We start from the raw sequence: 15,733 nt of genomic DNA on the forward strand, positions 1-15,733 counted from the left end.
TCCTGATTGAAGGCTTATTTTATAAAAATAATGTCTAGCTTCCCTTATAAATAATCTTATTAATCCTTTTCAAAGGATAACAAGTGAGTTCACTAGCTGCAAGGCTATATAACTAATTAGTCATAAAACTTCTCTATCGGACAGAAATATGGCAAAATAGAAGAGGTATGTAGTGAAGTGAGCGTATAAATATTTATTTAGTAAGTGTGACTGGGGGACACGATAATGTATCGCCATTTAGAGGAGTGTGTAGAAGATTTAGAAAAGCATGGCCAGTTAATTCGAATAAAAGAAGAGGTGGACCCACATCTGGAAATGGCCGCATTGCATTTACATGTTTATGAAAAAGGGGGTCCTGCCCTCCTTTTTGAAAATGTGAAAGGGTCGGATTATCGTGCCGTTTCAAACCTTTTTGGGACAGTGGCGCGCAGTAAATTTATTTTTAGGAAAACGTGGGACCATGTTCAACAGGTCATGGAAATTAGAAATGACCCAATGAAGGCGTTGAAGAGCCCATTTAAAAATATGTCAACGGGATTCTCAGCTATTAAAGCCTTACCGCAAAAAAGAAAAAAGCTGCCTAGTGAATTTAAAGAAATAACGATCACTGATTTGCCATTAATTAAGCATTGGCCAGAGGATGGAGGGGCTTTTATAACGCTTCCGCAAGTATATACAGAAGATCCTGATAAACCTGGGATAATGAATTCTAATTTAGGTATGTACCGAGTTCAATTAACGGGCAATGAATATATTCCTAACGAAGAGATTGGACTTCATTATCAAATCCATCGAGGCATTGGGATTCATCAAACAAAGGCCACAGCCCGAGACGAACCGTTAAAGGTAAGTATTTTTATCGGGGGCCCGCCTGCTCATACGTTATCCGCCGTGATGCCGCTACCAGAAGGGTTAAGTGAAATGACTTTCGCTGGATTATTAGCAGGGAGGCGTTTTCAGTACAGTTACATAGATGGCTACTGTATAAGTCACGATGCTGATTTTGTTATAACAGGAGAGATCCACCCTCATGAAACGAAACCTGAAGGGCCATTCGGAGACCATCTTGGCTATTACAGCTTAATTCATGAGTTTCCTGTCATGAAAGTCCATAAAGTTTATGCTCGGCAGAATGCTATCTTTCCATTTACCGTTGTTGGGAGACCACCACAAGAGGATACATCTTTTGGAGATATTATCCATGAAATCACAGGTGAAGCTGTTAAACAGGAGATCCCTGGCGTGAAAGAAGTCCATGCAGTTGATGCGGCAGGTGTCCATCCTCTTTTGTTTGCCATTGGCAGTGAAAGGTACACCCCATTTGAAAAGGCAAAACGTCCAGCTGAATTATTGACGATTGCCAATAGAATTCTTGGAACGGGACAATTAAGTTTGGCTAAATATGTGTTTATTACGGCTGAAGATGACCAAACGTTAAGCACACACGATGAAAAAGCTTTTTTAACTTATATACTAGAACGGATTGATTTACATCGTGATCTGCACTTTCAAACAAACACGACAATTGATACGTTGGATTATTCAGGAGAAGGACTTAACAGTGGCAGTAAAGTTATCTTTGCAGCTTACGGTGATAAAAAACGCCAATTAATTGAGGAAGTCCCTGCATTTTTTAATGAGTTGTCTCTAACTAACAATCCAAAGTTAGTGATGCCTGGTGTTATCGCGTTAGAGATGAAATCTTATACTAATGGTGACCAAGCAGCTGACGAAATAGCTAAATTAGGTGATGAATTGAATGGGGAGGACAATCTTTCTGAATGCCCACTCATCATCATTTGCGATGACAGTGCTTTTTTAGCAGACACAATGAGTAACTTTTTATGGGCCACGTTTACTCGTAGCAATCCTTCGCATGATATTTACGGAGTGAACAGTTTTTATCGACATAAGCACTGGGGGTGTGATAATGTGATCATTGATGCAAGAAAAAAGCCTCATCACGCGCCAGCGCTTGAGTTGGATCCCAACGTACAGAAAAGTATGGAACGTTTTTATTCGACAATAACCTTTTAAATAAGCTAACTTGTTTATTAAAAGACAGGTGTTGTGGAATAATGTGGTTTTGTTGTGATAAAATGATAATGCGAACTATTAGATCGTGATTGGAGGGGCAGAATGAGCTCAATGAGAGATTTATCAAAAATGAAATTATTTACATTAAATTCAAATATTCCTTTAGCTGAAGAAATCGCTAATCATATCGGAGTTGAATTAGGAGATTGCTCAATCAAACGGTTCAGTGATGGAGAAGTTCAAATCAGTATAGAAGAAACGATAAGGGGCTTCGATACGTATTTAATTCAATCAACTTCTGAACCAGGAAATGAATATTTAATGGAACTGCTAATTATGATTGATGCTCTAAAACGGGCATCAGCTAAAACAATTAATGTTGTTATACCCTATTATGGTTACTCGCGACAAGATAGAAAGGCGAGAGCTCGCGAGCCTATTACAGCAAAACTAATTGCAAATTTACTAGAGGCTGCTGGTGCAACCAGAGTTTTATCTGTTGATATACATGCCTCTCAAGTCCAAGGCTTTTTTAACATCCCGGTAGATCAACTCAAGACGAAGGCTCTTCTTTCTGATTACTTTATAAATAAACAATTAGATGAAATCGTTGTAGTTGCACCTGAAAATGCAGGAACGGCACGCGCACGCGGGCTTGCTGATAGACTGAATGCCCCCATTGCTTTCCTTGATAAACAACGCAGTTCAGATCCAAATGCTGTTCAAGGTGTCCATGTTATTGGTGACATTGAGGGGAAGACTGCCATTATCATAGATGATATGATTGATACGGCACGAACGGTGACATCAGGCTCACTGGCCCTTATGAAAAATGGTGCCAAAGAGGTTTATGCTTGTTGTTCTCATGGTGTCTTATCAGAGCCTGCTGTAGAAAGAATCCGACAATCACCTTTAAAAGAAGTGATTATTACAAATTCGATTTATCAATCCGAGGGAAAGAAGGACGATAAAATTATTTCTTTATCAATTGGGCCGTTACTTGCAGAAGGCATTATGCGAGTCCATAATAATGAATCTATCAGTACCCTCTTTGATGAAGAGTAAGAGGCTACTTGAAGCCATAACAGAGTCAGTGTGTAACGAGGCGTTTGTATATGGTTATGAAGCTTTTGAAATTGATAGAATAATGTTATCGTTCTAGGTATGTAAATGTAAGGCATGAAGCCATTTTAAAATGGCTTCATGCCTTTTAATCTAATAGCCAACATGCCTACTCATCATTATTTTGCTGTTCTAAAGTGGTGGTAATTTATACTGTCGTTGTCATAAGCATTTGCTAGACGATAGAAAACGAACCTTCAATCAGGACATTAGTCCGTTAACCCCACCTAAATAGAGGTGGTTCTCCTAACTAAATGAAATCTTCTGTATATTATCCGTGTTGTAGCTTTAAAAACATCATTTTGAAATCGACTCCTTAATATCAATTAAAAAATCCAATCATCTGTATGGATGGACAGATGATTGGAAGTAGGTTAACAAGAAGGGAAACATAATGCTAGTTTTCGCCTGTAGAGACGTTTAAAGATTTGCTTGTGAACCTTTTACTTGTTGCTGTTCTTCTTGTCGCTTTTTCTTAAATTTTTTCGTTTCGTTAACCACGACACCTGAGAGTAGAAGCAATGCCACTAAGTTAGGGAAGGCCATTAATCCGTTCATCACATCTGCAAATCCCCACACAATATCCAGGGATACAACTGCACCGATAAATAATGCCAAAACAAAAACTATACGATAAGGAAGAGAGACCTTTTCTCCAAATAAATAAGTGAAGCACTTTTCCCCAAAATAAGACCAGCCAATGATGGTAGAAAAGACGAAAAAGAGTAACGCAATCGCCACGACATAACCACCGAAGCCAGGCAAGAATTGTTCAAAAGCAGCTGAAGTAAGCTGGGCAGCAGAATCATACTCGTCGGCTGCTAAATACATTTGACTCATGACAAGTGCCAGACCAGTCATCGTACAGACAATAATCGTATCAATAAATACTTGAGTCATGGATACGAGTGCTTGTCTTGCTGGAAGGTCTGTTTTAGCGGCAGCGGCAGCAATTCCTCCAGTACCTAAACCTGCTTCATTAGAGAATATGCCTCTAGCTACTCCTTGTTGGATGACCGCTCCAATTGCTCCTCCTGCAACAGCTTGACCAGTGAATGCGTCAGTAAAAATTAAGCTGAAAGCGCTAGGGACATCTGCAATATTCATGATGATAATAATAAGTCCGGCAAAAATATAAAAAATAATCATAACAGGAACAATAACACCCACAACTTTACCAATACTTTTAATCCCACCTATAATAACTAAACCGACTAGAAGTGCCAAACATGCACCAGTTAACCAGACAGGAATGTTAAAGTTTTGATAGGCTACACCGGCGGCTTCATGAGACTGTACCATATTACCGATACCGAATGCTGCTACAGCAGCAAAACCAGCAAAGATAACGGCAAGCCATTTCATCTTTAGACCTTTTTCAATGTAATACATAGGTCCACCAGACATTTCGCCATTTTTATTTTTCTGTCGATAGTGTACACCTAAGATAGCTTCACTGTATTTAGTGGCCATGCCAACAAAGGCTGTAATCCACATCCAAAATATAGCCCCTGGTCCTCCGACGGCAACAGCTGATGCCACACCTGCAATATTGCCAGTTCCGACTGTGGCTGCTAGAGCGGTCATAAGAGCTTGAAAGTGAGAAATATCCCCTTCTGCCCCATCATCTCGTTTTTTAAAGACTAACGATAAGGCATAAGGAAGCTGCTGGAAGGAGAAAAAGGTGAGACGCACTGTTAAGTACAGGCCTGTTCCTACGAGCAAAATAATAAGCGGTAAACCCCACACTAAACCACTTACGTCACTAATAATTTTTTCTACTGTTTCCACTGACACCTCTCCTTTAAAAAATGTTTTTTCCGTACGAGGAAGCTACTGTATAAATGGCAAAGAGTCTCGTGAAAATAAGGAGCATTCGTTAATACCTCGTACATTAATCTTTACTAACTATGCCTGAAAGAGAACCATAAGGTTAACTTTTCTGCTCATTTATTATGTCACAAAGCTACTGACCAAACGTTTTAGGAAAGTAACTCTGTTCTATAGAAAAGAGTATGTAATGAGCATTCAGATACTGAATATAAAGAATATTCTATCATAAAAAAATTAAAGGGCATATGTTTTTCTGAAAAAGTTATGACAGACAATTTTACAATAAATCTAATAGCGTTTAATTCTTATGACAATGTGATGAAAAGAGCGAATTTACAATTATATCGCTTATCCTACAAATGGTTTGATCTTATTCAAAACGTTAAAAGAATAATGAATGACCTATAATTTTAATGATTTAAAGTGGCAAAATGGTTCTATCTTATAAAAATAATGGATAGGACATTATACATAAAATAGAATTATCCAAACTTTTTCACATTTTCTATTGACTTGTTCGTTATTAAGAATTATCATTAGGGAAACAGGCAAGGTTTTAATGTTTTTGTTCTTAAAGAAGCACAACCACACTGAGAGAGGCAGGGGATAAGTATGTCCATTAAAACGAACGAACTGCAAATTAAGAACATTTTCATTGCTCTAAAGAGGCGAGTCTGGTTAATTGTGCTAATGACTTTGATTACAGGAGGAGCAGGCCTGTTTTACACGCTATCAAATCCTTCGGTACCGATTTATGAAGCGTCATCTTCAATAATCATATCTGAGGAACGTGCGAACATGAACACCATCAAAGTCTTTGTTAAAGAAAGAGTTGTACTTGAAGAAGTGTCGAACGAGTTAGATTTAGGAAAAACAGCTAATCAGCTTGGTCAACAAATTACAGCTCAAGATATTGAAGGCTCACAAATTGTTCAAATAAGTGTTCAAGATAGCTCTCCTGAAAATGCTGTTTCAATCGTGAACACATTAGCCTCTATTTTTCCTGATGTTGTAGAGGAAAGACTAGGATACTCAGACATTGGCGTTCTTTCAGAAGCGACTCTTGCTGAAAGTGAAACACCTATCTACACACCAGGTTACAATCTTGTCTATTTCAGTCTATTATTGGGGGCAATTATTGGCGTTGGTTTAGCGCTGCTGCTAAATGGCGTGGACAATAAGTTAAGATCAGAGAGAGAACTTGAGAGCACTACTGAACTCCCTGTCATCGGTAGCGTCTCGAAAATGTCGTATACAACTAGAAGGCAGAATACGGCAGACAGCAGTAATACAGACTTAAGAGGTGAAACGATTGTTTAGTTTAAAGAATAAAAAGCATTACTCTTTATTTTTTAACAAAACAGGTTCTGTGTTAAATGAAGAATTTCACCGAATCAAATCTAATATTGAGTTTGCTTCGTTTAAAGGGAATTACCATTCTATTGCAATTACGTCACCTCAAGAAAAAGAGGGCAAAACAACGATTATTAGTCACTTAGCGTTAACGTTAGCTCAAGAGGGTAAAAAAGTATTGTTAATAGATGCAAATTTTGCAAAACCTGAAATTAGTAAACAGTTTGACATTCCTTTAGAAGTAGGGCTGAGTAATGTTCTTATTGGACAAAAAAAGCTGAGAGATGTCATTAATGTGAGCGAATACAAAGGGCTGGATGTACTTGCGGCCGGCCCTTTGTCGAAGCAGTTAGTTGAATTGGTGCAATCAGCAGACATGGATCATGTTTTAAATGAAGCTAAAAAGAAATATGACTACATTTTAGTAGACACTCAAGCCGTTTTAATAAGTCAAGTAGCTCGAGTTATTACTAATAAATGTGATGCTACGGTTCTTGTTACAAGAAAAAGTAAAACAGATGTCTCGCTTATTAATGAAGCTAAAAAGTTATTAGAAAGTTATAATGTCAATCTTATTGGTCTTATATTTAATGATAAGAATTATTCATTATTAAATTTATTTAAGAGTCAAAAAAGCTATTCGTTGGCAAATTTATTTAGACGAAGCTAATTTTTTTACCCTTGTTGTTCGTTATTAAGAATACAGGAAATATCTCTCTTCCTTTATCAACAGAGGTACTCGGCCATGCTGTGGGTTTCATTATAATAAACCTTAGACGTATATCGTCACTGGTATGGAGTGAGGATGGGTTAGATGCCCATTAAGATGCAAAAAGAAGGCGTTTCTGCGTCTTCTTTTTGTTTATTTAAATAAATCATACATATTAGCAATCATTTTTTCTTTAAATGATGATACACGCTAAATCATTTTAAAAGACAACAAATGTGCTTTATTGAGAACTGAGAGGGGGATCATTAATGAGTATTCACAAAAGAACAAGCTTGTTTATTGCACTGGATACATTATTTATTCTTATAGCATTCTTTTCAAGTTTCATCATTATTAATGAGCCACAAATTTATTTCAATGTTAATTTTTGGCTATCGTGTACGATAATCCTCTTAAGTTATCATATGTTTTCATTTTTATACAAAATGAACAAAAAAGCATGGGAATATGCAAGTGTTGGTGAACTTAAAGTGATTTTAAAAACACTTACTTTTTCTATCGTGTTTAATGCCTTTATACAATTACTTATTTTTGATCACATACAATATAGAATTTTATTTATCACATGGCTATTGATGGTCGTATTAATTGGTGGTGCAAGATTTTGGTGGCGTATGAGGAACCAAGATCACAAACGTATAGATCTTACTAAAAAACGAACATTGATTGTGGGCGCTGGATCAGCAGGTACGATGGTTGCTCGGCAGCTTTTACAAAATCAAAGTGCTGATTTACGCCCGGTAGCGTTTATTGATGATGATGCCAACAAACAAAAACTTGACATTTATGCATTACCTGTAGCAGGTTCAACGGCAGATATACCTAAGGTCGTAGAAAATATGAAAATAGAAAATATCATCATTGCTATTCCGTCACTTAAACGTCATAAGCTCCAGCAGATTTACCAATTGTGCTCAACGGTAAAAGTCAAAACGCAAATTCTACCAATGATTGAAGATTTAGTTACTGGGAAAGTATCCGTTAAGCAATTCAAAAATGTTTCAGTTGAGGACTTGTTAGGACGAGAAACAGTTGAATTAGATAACGAGTTAATCGGGGATACCATCACAGGTAAAAACGTTCTTGTGACAGGGGCAGGTGGTTCAATTGGTTCAGAATTATGCCGACAAATTATTAATCATGCTCCAAAAAAATTAGTTTTACTAGGTCATGGGGAAAACAGTATTTATAATATCGAAATGGAATTGAAAGAAATAATGAGTCACTCCATGACAGAGATTGTCACAGAGATTGCAGATATACAAGATGAAAAGAAGCTATTAACTGTATTTGATAACCATGCGCCAGAAGTGGTTTATCATGCTGCAGCACATAAACACGTGCCTTTAATGGAACGAAATCCGGAAGAAGCGATAAAAAACAATACGATTGGATCATTGAATGTTGCAACTGCTGCCCATAACGCTAGGGTTAAAACATTCGTCATGGTTTCAACAGATAAAGCGGTCAATCCAACAAGTGTGATGGGTGCTTCGAAACGTTTAGCTGAAATGGTTATTCATGATTTAAACCAAAAAAGTAAGACTATCTTTACCGTTGTACGCTTCGGTAACGTATTGGGAAGTAACGGGAGTGTTATTCCACTATTTAAAAAGCAGATTGAAAAGGGCGGCCCAGTAACAGTTACACACCCTGATATGGTTCGTTATTTTATGACGATACCAGAAGCATCAAGGTTAGTTATTCAAGCTAGTTGTCTTGCTCAAGGTGGAGAAACATTTGTCTTGGATATGGGCGAGCCCGTTAAAATAGTTGATTTAGCCAAAAATTTGATCTCTTTAAGTGGCCACAGTGAAGAAGAAATAGGCATTGAATTTACAGGTATTAGACCAGGTGAAAAATTATATGAAGAGCTATTGAATAAAGATGAAATTCATGATGAGCAAATCTTCCCGAAAATTTACCTTGGAAAATGTGCTGTCACAAATATTCATAAGGTTGAAAAATTATTATCTAGTTACGCTTTTATGGATAAAAAAGCATTGAGGGCCAAAGTACTTGAATTAACAAATGGACCAAAACATGTAGCTGAGCCGGTTTCTTCGCATGAAGAATTACACCTGTCAGCTAAATAGCATGCCATTTAAAGGAGCAATGATCTGTTAGTATTCAAAATGGCTTTACTCCTAGCTGCTCATAGATATTAATAACGGTGTAATGACATCATAGAAGGAGGCTCCTTATGCAGTCTAACAAAATATTATTATGCGCCACAGTAGACTATCATTTTAAGGCATTTCACCTTCCTTTTATGAAATGGCTTAAGGAACAAGGCTGGGAAGTTCATGTAGCAGCAGCGGGACAGCAGACGTTAGCATATGCTGACAAAAAGTTTGATATTCCGATTCAACGATCACCTTTTAAAAAAGAAAACCTGCAAGCCTATAAACAACTGAAGCATATCATTCGTAAGGAACAGTATTCAATTATTCACAGTCATACGCCAATGGGTGGTGTCATAGCAAGACTTGCTGGAAGATGGGCCAGAGTGAATCTCAACACAAAAGTGATCTACACGGCTCATGGCTTTCATTTTTGTAAAGGAGCACCTGTGAAAAATTGGTTACTCTACTATCCGATAGAGAGAGTCCTAAGCTTTTTTACGGATACGTTAATTACGATTAACAATGAAGATTATAAAAGAGCTTCAACTCATCGTTTTTCTTCCAAAGAGATAGCGCATGTTCATGGTGTTGGTGTTGACACTCATATCTTTAAACCTGTTGGAGAACGCGTGAAAAAAAAGAAAAAAGTACAATTAGGTTTTGATGAAAATGACTTTTTACTTGTTTATGCTGCGGAGTTCAATCGGAATAAAAATCAGCAGCTACTGATTCGAATGATGGCTAGCTTGTCTAGCTGTGCTCCAAAAGTGAAACTATTACTTGCTGGACCTGGCGATATGACGCCTTGCGAAGAGTTAGCCACTCGTTTAGGTGTTCAGCATCATATCTCATTTATGGGATTAAGAGATGATATTAAAGAAATCATTCCTGCTTGTGATATGGCCGTAGGGTCAAGTTTACGAGAAGGTCTGCCAGTTAACATTATGGAAGCAATGGCGTGTGGTCTGCCAGTCATCGCCACTAAAAATCGTGGCCATTCTGAACTTATAACATCTGGTGAAAATGGATGGATTTTAAAAGAACCTGTGCCAGAGCTTTTCGCCGAAAAGGTAATACTCTTAACTAAAAATGAAGAGATGCGTCAACGGTTAGGTAAAGCGGGCAGAGATATTATTCTATCCACCTACAGTTTAAACATCGTGTTAGAGGAGTTAACACATATTTATAAGAAATATATGGACGAAGAGGGTGTCAGTGAATGGGCAGTCCAGTAAGAATTTTGCATGCAGTCGTGAATATGAATCGAGGCGGTGCTGAAACATTGATTATGAATTTATATCGGCACCTTGATCGCTCAGCGGTACAATTTGATTTTCTCACGTCTTATGAAGGGGAATTTGATGCGGAAATCGCCAGCTTAGGTGGACGGGTGCACCGCTTGCCAGCATTAAAAGAAGTAGGCCATTTTCACTACTTAAAAGCTGTGAATGATTTCTTTAAGACAAATAAACAGTACTCTGTTGTCCATGCGCATATGGATAAAATGAGTGGGCATATTTTGTCTACTGCTAAACGACACGGTGTACCTATAAGAATTGCTCATAGTCATAGCACTTCAAGTGAAGGCCATTTAGCTATTCGTTCTTATAAGTGGTATACAGGTCAGAAGATTAATAAAGCGGCAACAGATCGATTGGCATGCTCACAATCAGCTGGTAGCTGGCTATTTGGGCGTTCAGTCAACTTTAAAAAAATTAATAATAGTATCGATAGTGAAAGCTTTGAGTACTGTCATGAAAAAAGAATGAATGCTAGAAAAGAATTCGGTCTGTCAGAAGAGCATTTTGTTCTTGGACATGTAGGGCGTTTTAGTCAGCCGAAGAACCATACTTTCTTAATTCATATGTTCTTAAAAGTGGTTACTCACATCCCAAATGCACGCTTGCTTCTTGTTGGTGAAGGGCCTCTAAAAGAACATATAATGTCTCTTGTAGAACGCTTGAAACTAGAAGAACATATCGCCTTTTTAGGAAAAAGATCCGACATTCCTGAAGTGTTAACAGGGTGTGATGCCTTCGTCTTCCCATCATTATATGAAGGTTTACCTGTTTCTTTAGTTGAAGCACAAGCGTCAGGGCTCCCTTGTCTCGTTTCAGATCACGTCACACATGAAATTGATATAGGGGCTGGCTTAATTCAATTTTTAACTTTAAGGGAGAGTGAGCAATGGGTAAAATCCCTTATAGCGTTGGAAAGGAATCGTCCTAAACGCCAATCTCAGCATGAGCGTGTTGTTGAGAAAGGCTTTAACATTTTAGAGACGGCAACTGCTTTACAATCTTTCTATCTTAAGCGGTTGAAGGAGGTAAGCCATGATAAAACTGACGGTCTTCACGCCAACATATAATCGCGGATACTGCCTTCATCAATGCTATGAAAGTTTAAAAAGGCAGACAAATAAACATTTTATATGGTTAATTATTGATGATGGCTCAACTGATAACACAGAGACACTTGTTAAACAGTGGATAGATGAACAAGAACTTAACATTAACTATGTTAAACAAGCGAATCAAGGGATGCATGGTGCTCACAATACGGCTTATGAGACAATTGATACGGAGTTAAATGTTTGTCTTGACTCAGATGATTTGTTTCATGAAGAGGCTGTGGACAGGATTTTGTCATTTTGGAAAGCTTATGGCTCAAATAAGGTTAGTGGTTTTGTGGCTTTAAACGCTAATGAAGAAGGGGACATCCTCGGCAGTGAACTGCCGAAAGGAATCACGTCATCAACATTGTTCGATCTTTATTATAAGCATGGTATAACAGGTGACAAAAAGTTGATTTACCGTACTGAAGTGGCTAAAAACTTCCCGTATCCACTTTTTGAAGGGGAAAAATACGTTGGACTTGCTTATAAATACTACAAACTGGATGAACAGTATCCGTTATTATTAATGAATCAAGTTGTTTGTCTAGTGGAATATAGGTCTGACGGTTCTACTATGAACATGCTGCGACAATATAAAACGAACCCGAAAGGTTTTGCTTTTTATAGACATCAGCTCATGACACTATCATTAGCTAATACGACATTTAAATTTCGTCAAGCTATTCACTACGTATCAAGCTCATTATTGAGTAAAAATAAAGCGTTTTTTAAAGAAAGTCCAGCTCCTTGGCTAACTGTTGCGGCTCTGCCATTTGGGGTATGTTTGTATGTATATATAAATTTAAAATTTTTAAAAGAATTGAAAGGATCTCATTAATGGGAATACTATGGTTAAATCTAGCAGCGGTTTTTGGATTATCACTTTCTGCAAGGTATTTCGCAAAACCAATTCCAGATTTTGAACAAAGATCTGGAAGAGTTCCGGTCCAACCGAATATTGTGTTGGCTTTTCTAGCATTAGCTTGTCTTGTAACGGTCTCAGGACTTAGAAGTAATATTGGCGATACGTATTTTTACCGCCATGCTTTTGAGACGAATGAATTTACATGGGAAATTGTTAAGGAAGGTAAGGATCAAGGGTTTGGTGTCTTGCAGATGCTCTTAAAAAACGTCACTGATGACGGCCAAGTTTTGATCTTTATTATGTCTTTCTTCACATTAACGTTAATCGTTGGTGTGTTATATAAATACTCACGGGTATTTGAATTAAGTTTATATGTGTTTATAGCATCTGGTATGTTTCTAGTATCAATGAACGGCATGAGGCAATATCTGGCCGCAGCCATTATATTTGCAGGTACAAAGTTCCTTCTTGAAGGGAACTTTTTTAAATATGCTGCTTTAGTTTTGTTAGCTTCTACGTTCCATCAAAGCGCCCTTATTTTATTACCGGTATATTTTGTTGTAAGAAGAGAAGCATGGTCTTGGAGTTCTCTCGCTTTTATTTTCGTAGGTACAGCTGCGGCCTTCGGCTATGAGTATTTCTCAGAAATGTTTTTCTCTGCTATCTCAGATACACAATATGGTGGGTATTCAGAGTTTCAGGAGGGAGGGGCAAACATTGTTAGGGTAGCAGTAGCAGCGTCACCTCTTATACTTGCTTATTTTGGACGAGCTCGCCTTCGAGAACTCTTTCCAAAAAGTGATTATCTCGTTAACTTATCGTTATTGTGCACAGTATTCATGCTAATTTCTACACAAAACTGGATTTTTGCCCGTTTTGCTATTTATTTTGAGTTGTTTAACTTAATTTTACTTTCTTGGGTCGTTAAAGTATTCAGTGAAAAAGATCAAACATTTATTTACTATATCATCGTTGTGTTATATCTTGCTTATTTCGTTTATGAGTATATTATTACGTTAAATATCGATTATAGAAGTCAGTACATTCCTTTATTCCAGGACTGAGGAGTTGAGAGCATGAATCTGATCATTGTGGGATACGGCGGTCATAGTAAAGTACTAACTGACATTGCCCAGCGGAGTAAAAACGTGCGAGTGATCGGCTATTTAGATGATAAATTTGATGGAATGACGATAGATAACGGTGTTTTTTACGCGCCGTTATCTTTTTCTATTCCTTTGCATCTGAAATTTAAAGACGTGAAATGGCTAATTGGAGTTGGCGACAATATTATTCGTAAAAAAATAGTCAAACAGCTGAAACTACCGAGAGAGGCCTATATCACACTTGTGCATCCAACTGCAGAGGTTAGTCCACACGCAACAGTTGGTCCAGGTACGGTCGTCATGCCTCACGCCGTTATCAATGCAGATTCTACAGTGGGGGCCCATGTCATCGTTAACAGCGGGGCCATTATTGAGCATGACAATATTATTAATGACTATGTCCACTTGTCCCCACATGCTACGTTAACAGGCAATGTAGAAGTGAAGGAAGGCGCACATTTAGGAGCAAACGCCACGGTTATACCTGGGAAAACAGTAGGTGAATGGTCGGTCATTGGTGCGGGCTCCACTGTCATTCATTCCATGCCATCATTTATAACAGCAGCTGGCGTTCCAGCCACAGTAAAAGCGAAAGCAGGTGAGAAAATTGTTAAATACAACGTCTAAGAAAATTTATTTATCTCCACCTGATCTTACAGGACAAGAAAAAGTGATGGTGAATGAAGCTTTTGATACGAATTGGGTCGCACCTGTGGGGCCACATATTACAGCATTTGAGCAAGAGGTAGCTGATTATATAGATGTAAAAGGGGCGGTAGCATTAAGCTCTGGTACAGCAGCGATTCATTTAGCGCTATTACTGCTTAATGTTGGTCGAGGAGATCGTGTTTTTTGTTCTACTTTCACATTTGTAGCAAGTGCGAATCCTATTATGTATCAAGGTGCTGAGCCAGTATTTATTGATTCAGAACCGGAGTCTTGGAATATGTCTCCTCAAGCACTAGAGCGCGCTTTAAAGGAAGCAGCAGCTGAAAATCAATTACCTAAAGCAGTGATTGTTGTCCATTTATACGGGCAAGTAGCAAAGATGCAGGAAATTTTACGCATATGTAAGCTGTATGATGTGCCGGTGGTGGAAGATGCAGCAGAATCTCTTGGTGCTACATACTTCGGTATTCATTCTGGAAGTATGGGGGACTTTGGGATTTTTTCTTTTAATGGTAATAAAATTATTACCACCTCTGGAGGTGGGATGCTCGTATCTAACTCAGAGAAATTGTTAGAAAGAGCCCGTTTCTTAGCCACTCAAGCTAAAGATCCAGCGCTTCATTATCAACACAGTGTCATGGGATTTAATTACCGAATGAGTAATATATCAGCTGGCATAGGGCGTGCTCAACTGAAGTCTTTAAATGGCAAAGTAGATGCTAGACGTTCTGTTTACAAAAATTATGTCGATGATCTCACATCAATTAAAGGTGTCAGTTTTATGCCTGAATATCATGGTTCTTTTTCAAGTAGGTGGTTAACGGTGATGCTACTTGATCAGACGAAGTTGGATGTCACTTCTGAACAGCTCGTAACGTATTTAAATGACCAAATGATTGAGGCGAGAGTCGTCTGGAAGCCTCTTCATCTTCAACCGTTGTTTAAAGGGACCACTTATTACCCACATGACAACGATAATCATGTAGCAGAAAATTTATTTGGAAATGGTGTTTGTCTCCCGTCTGGATCGAACTTATCTCCCGAAGACCAACAGCGTGTGATTAAATGCATAAAAGAGTGTATAACGCATTCAATTGGTCGGGAGGCGATGATATAAAATTTGATAAAACGAGGTTGAGAAAATGATTGGACATAACATTATTGCTCTGCGAAAGCGAAAAGGAATTACGTTAACAGAATTAGCTGAACGTGCTAACATTTCTAAATCTAATCTAAGTAACATTGAAAGAAATATTAATCAGAACCCGTCTATCAAAGTTTTAGAGAAATTAGCTTCGGTATTAGGTGAAGATTTAATGACACTCCTTGGCATTGAAGCGGATCAAGACACGGATCACGTACCCGAAGAAGATTGGGTCGAATTTGTTATGCGCATTAAAAAGCAAGGTGTGACAAAAGAACAATTAGAGGAATATAACAAGGTAATTGAATTTATTGAATGGCAGACGAAGCATTCCAAATCTGCTCAGTAAATTT

The 15,733-nt window shown here is 37.9% G+C and carries 13 protein-coding genes; 12 read left to right on the forward strand and 1 reads right to left on the reverse strand.

Going from position 1 to position 15,733, the window contains the following annotated elements; all coding sequences use genetic code 11:
* Window positions 1-225: 225 nt before the first annotated feature.
* Entirely contained in the window at window positions 226-2,037 is a 1,812-nt protein-coding gene (locus BK581_RS02245) for a UbiD family decarboxylase (protein ID WP_078576626.1), read from the forward strand.
* A 102-nt stretch (window positions 2,038-2,139) separates the two neighbouring features.
* Complete coding sequence (locus tag BK581_RS02250; RefSeq protein ID WP_078576627.1) at window positions 2,140-3,102, forward strand: ribose-phosphate diphosphokinase; 963 nt, start codon at window positions 2,140-2,142, stop codon at window positions 3,100-3,102.
* A gap of 477 nt (window positions 3,103-3,579) precedes the next feature.
* Here the strand turns inward: BK581_RS02250 and BK581_RS02255 are convergent, their stop codons facing one another.
* Window positions 3,580-4,950 (reverse strand): alanine/glycine:cation symporter family protein, encoded by a 1,371-nt coding sequence (locus BK581_RS02255; RefSeq protein WP_078576628.1) that lies wholly within the window; start codon window positions 4,948-4,950, stop codon window positions 3,580-3,582.
* 654 nt (window positions 4,951-5,604) lie between these two features.
* Between BK581_RS02255 and BK581_RS02260 the strand changes: the two genes are divergently transcribed.
* The 10 genes from BK581_RS02260 (at window position 5,605) to BK581_RS02305 (ending at window position 15,729) form a co-directional block, all read left to right on the forward strand.
* Window positions 5,605-6,312, forward strand: coding sequence for a YveK family protein (locus BK581_RS02260; protein WP_078576629.1), 708 nt, complete (start codon window positions 5,605-5,607; stop codon window positions 6,310-6,312).
* Window positions 6,305-7,015 (forward strand): CpsD/CapB family tyrosine-protein kinase, encoded by a 711-nt coding sequence (locus BK581_RS02265; protein WP_169837490.1) that lies wholly within the window; start codon window positions 6,305-6,307, stop codon window positions 7,013-7,015. The genes BK581_RS02260 and BK581_RS02265 overlap by 8 nt, the downstream gene beginning before the upstream one ends.
* A 308-nt stretch (window positions 7,016-7,323) precedes the next feature.
* A complete protein-coding gene (locus BK581_RS02270) occupies window positions 7,324-9,171 on the forward strand; it encodes a polysaccharide biosynthesis protein (RefSeq protein ID WP_078576631.1) in 1,848 nt (615 codons plus the stop codon).
* Between the two features lie 107 nt (window positions 9,172-9,278).
* Complete coding sequence (locus tag BK581_RS02275; RefSeq protein ID WP_078576632.1) at window positions 9,279-10,436, forward strand: glycosyltransferase family 4 protein; 1,158 nt, start codon at window positions 9,279-9,281, stop codon at window positions 10,434-10,436.
* The gene (locus BK581_RS02280) at window positions 10,421-11,569 is read left to right on the forward strand and encodes a glycosyltransferase family 1 protein (RefSeq protein ID WP_078576633.1); all 1,149 of its coding nucleotides are present in this window, start codon (window positions 10,421-10,423) and stop codon (window positions 11,567-11,569) included. The genes BK581_RS02275 and BK581_RS02280 overlap by 16 nt, the downstream gene beginning before the upstream one ends.
* Window positions 11,535-12,434 carry a glycosyltransferase family 2 protein gene (locus tag BK581_RS02285; protein ID WP_078576634.1) on the forward strand — a complete coding sequence of 300 codons (900 nt, stop codon included), beginning with the start codon at window positions 11,535-11,537 and terminating at the stop codon, window positions 12,432-12,434. The genes BK581_RS02280 and BK581_RS02285 overlap by 35 nt, the downstream gene beginning before the upstream one ends.
* Window positions 12,434-13,525: an EpsG family protein gene (locus BK581_RS02290; RefSeq protein WP_078576635.1), complete on the forward strand. Its 1,092-nt coding sequence runs from the start codon at window positions 12,434-12,436 to the stop codon at window positions 13,523-13,525. The genes BK581_RS02285 and BK581_RS02290 overlap by 1 nt, the downstream gene beginning before the upstream one ends.
* Window positions 13,526-13,537: 12 nt before the next feature.
* The gene (locus BK581_RS02295; protein WP_078576636.1) at window positions 13,538-14,194 is read left to right on the forward strand and encodes an acetyltransferase; all 657 of its coding nucleotides are present in this window, start codon (window positions 13,538-13,540) and stop codon (window positions 14,192-14,194) included.
* On the forward strand, window positions 14,175-15,353 hold the full coding sequence (locus tag BK581_RS02300; protein ID WP_276327413.1) for a DegT/DnrJ/EryC1/StrS family aminotransferase: 1,179 nt from the start codon (window positions 14,175-14,177) through the stop codon (window positions 15,351-15,353). Before BK581_RS02295 ends, BK581_RS02300 begins: the two co-directional genes overlap by 20 nt.
* 25 nt (window positions 15,354-15,378) lie before the next feature.
* Window positions 15,379-15,729: a helix-turn-helix domain-containing protein gene (locus BK581_RS02305; protein WP_078576637.1), complete on the forward strand. Its 351-nt coding sequence runs from the start codon at window positions 15,379-15,381 to the stop codon at window positions 15,727-15,729.
* Window positions 15,730-15,733: the final 4 nt, after the last annotated feature.

Source organism: Salipaludibacillus agaradhaerens (assembly GCF_002019735.1).
Classification (GTDB): Bacteria; Bacillota; Bacilli; order Bacillales; family Salisediminibacteriaceae; genus Salipaludibacillus; species Salipaludibacillus agaradhaerens.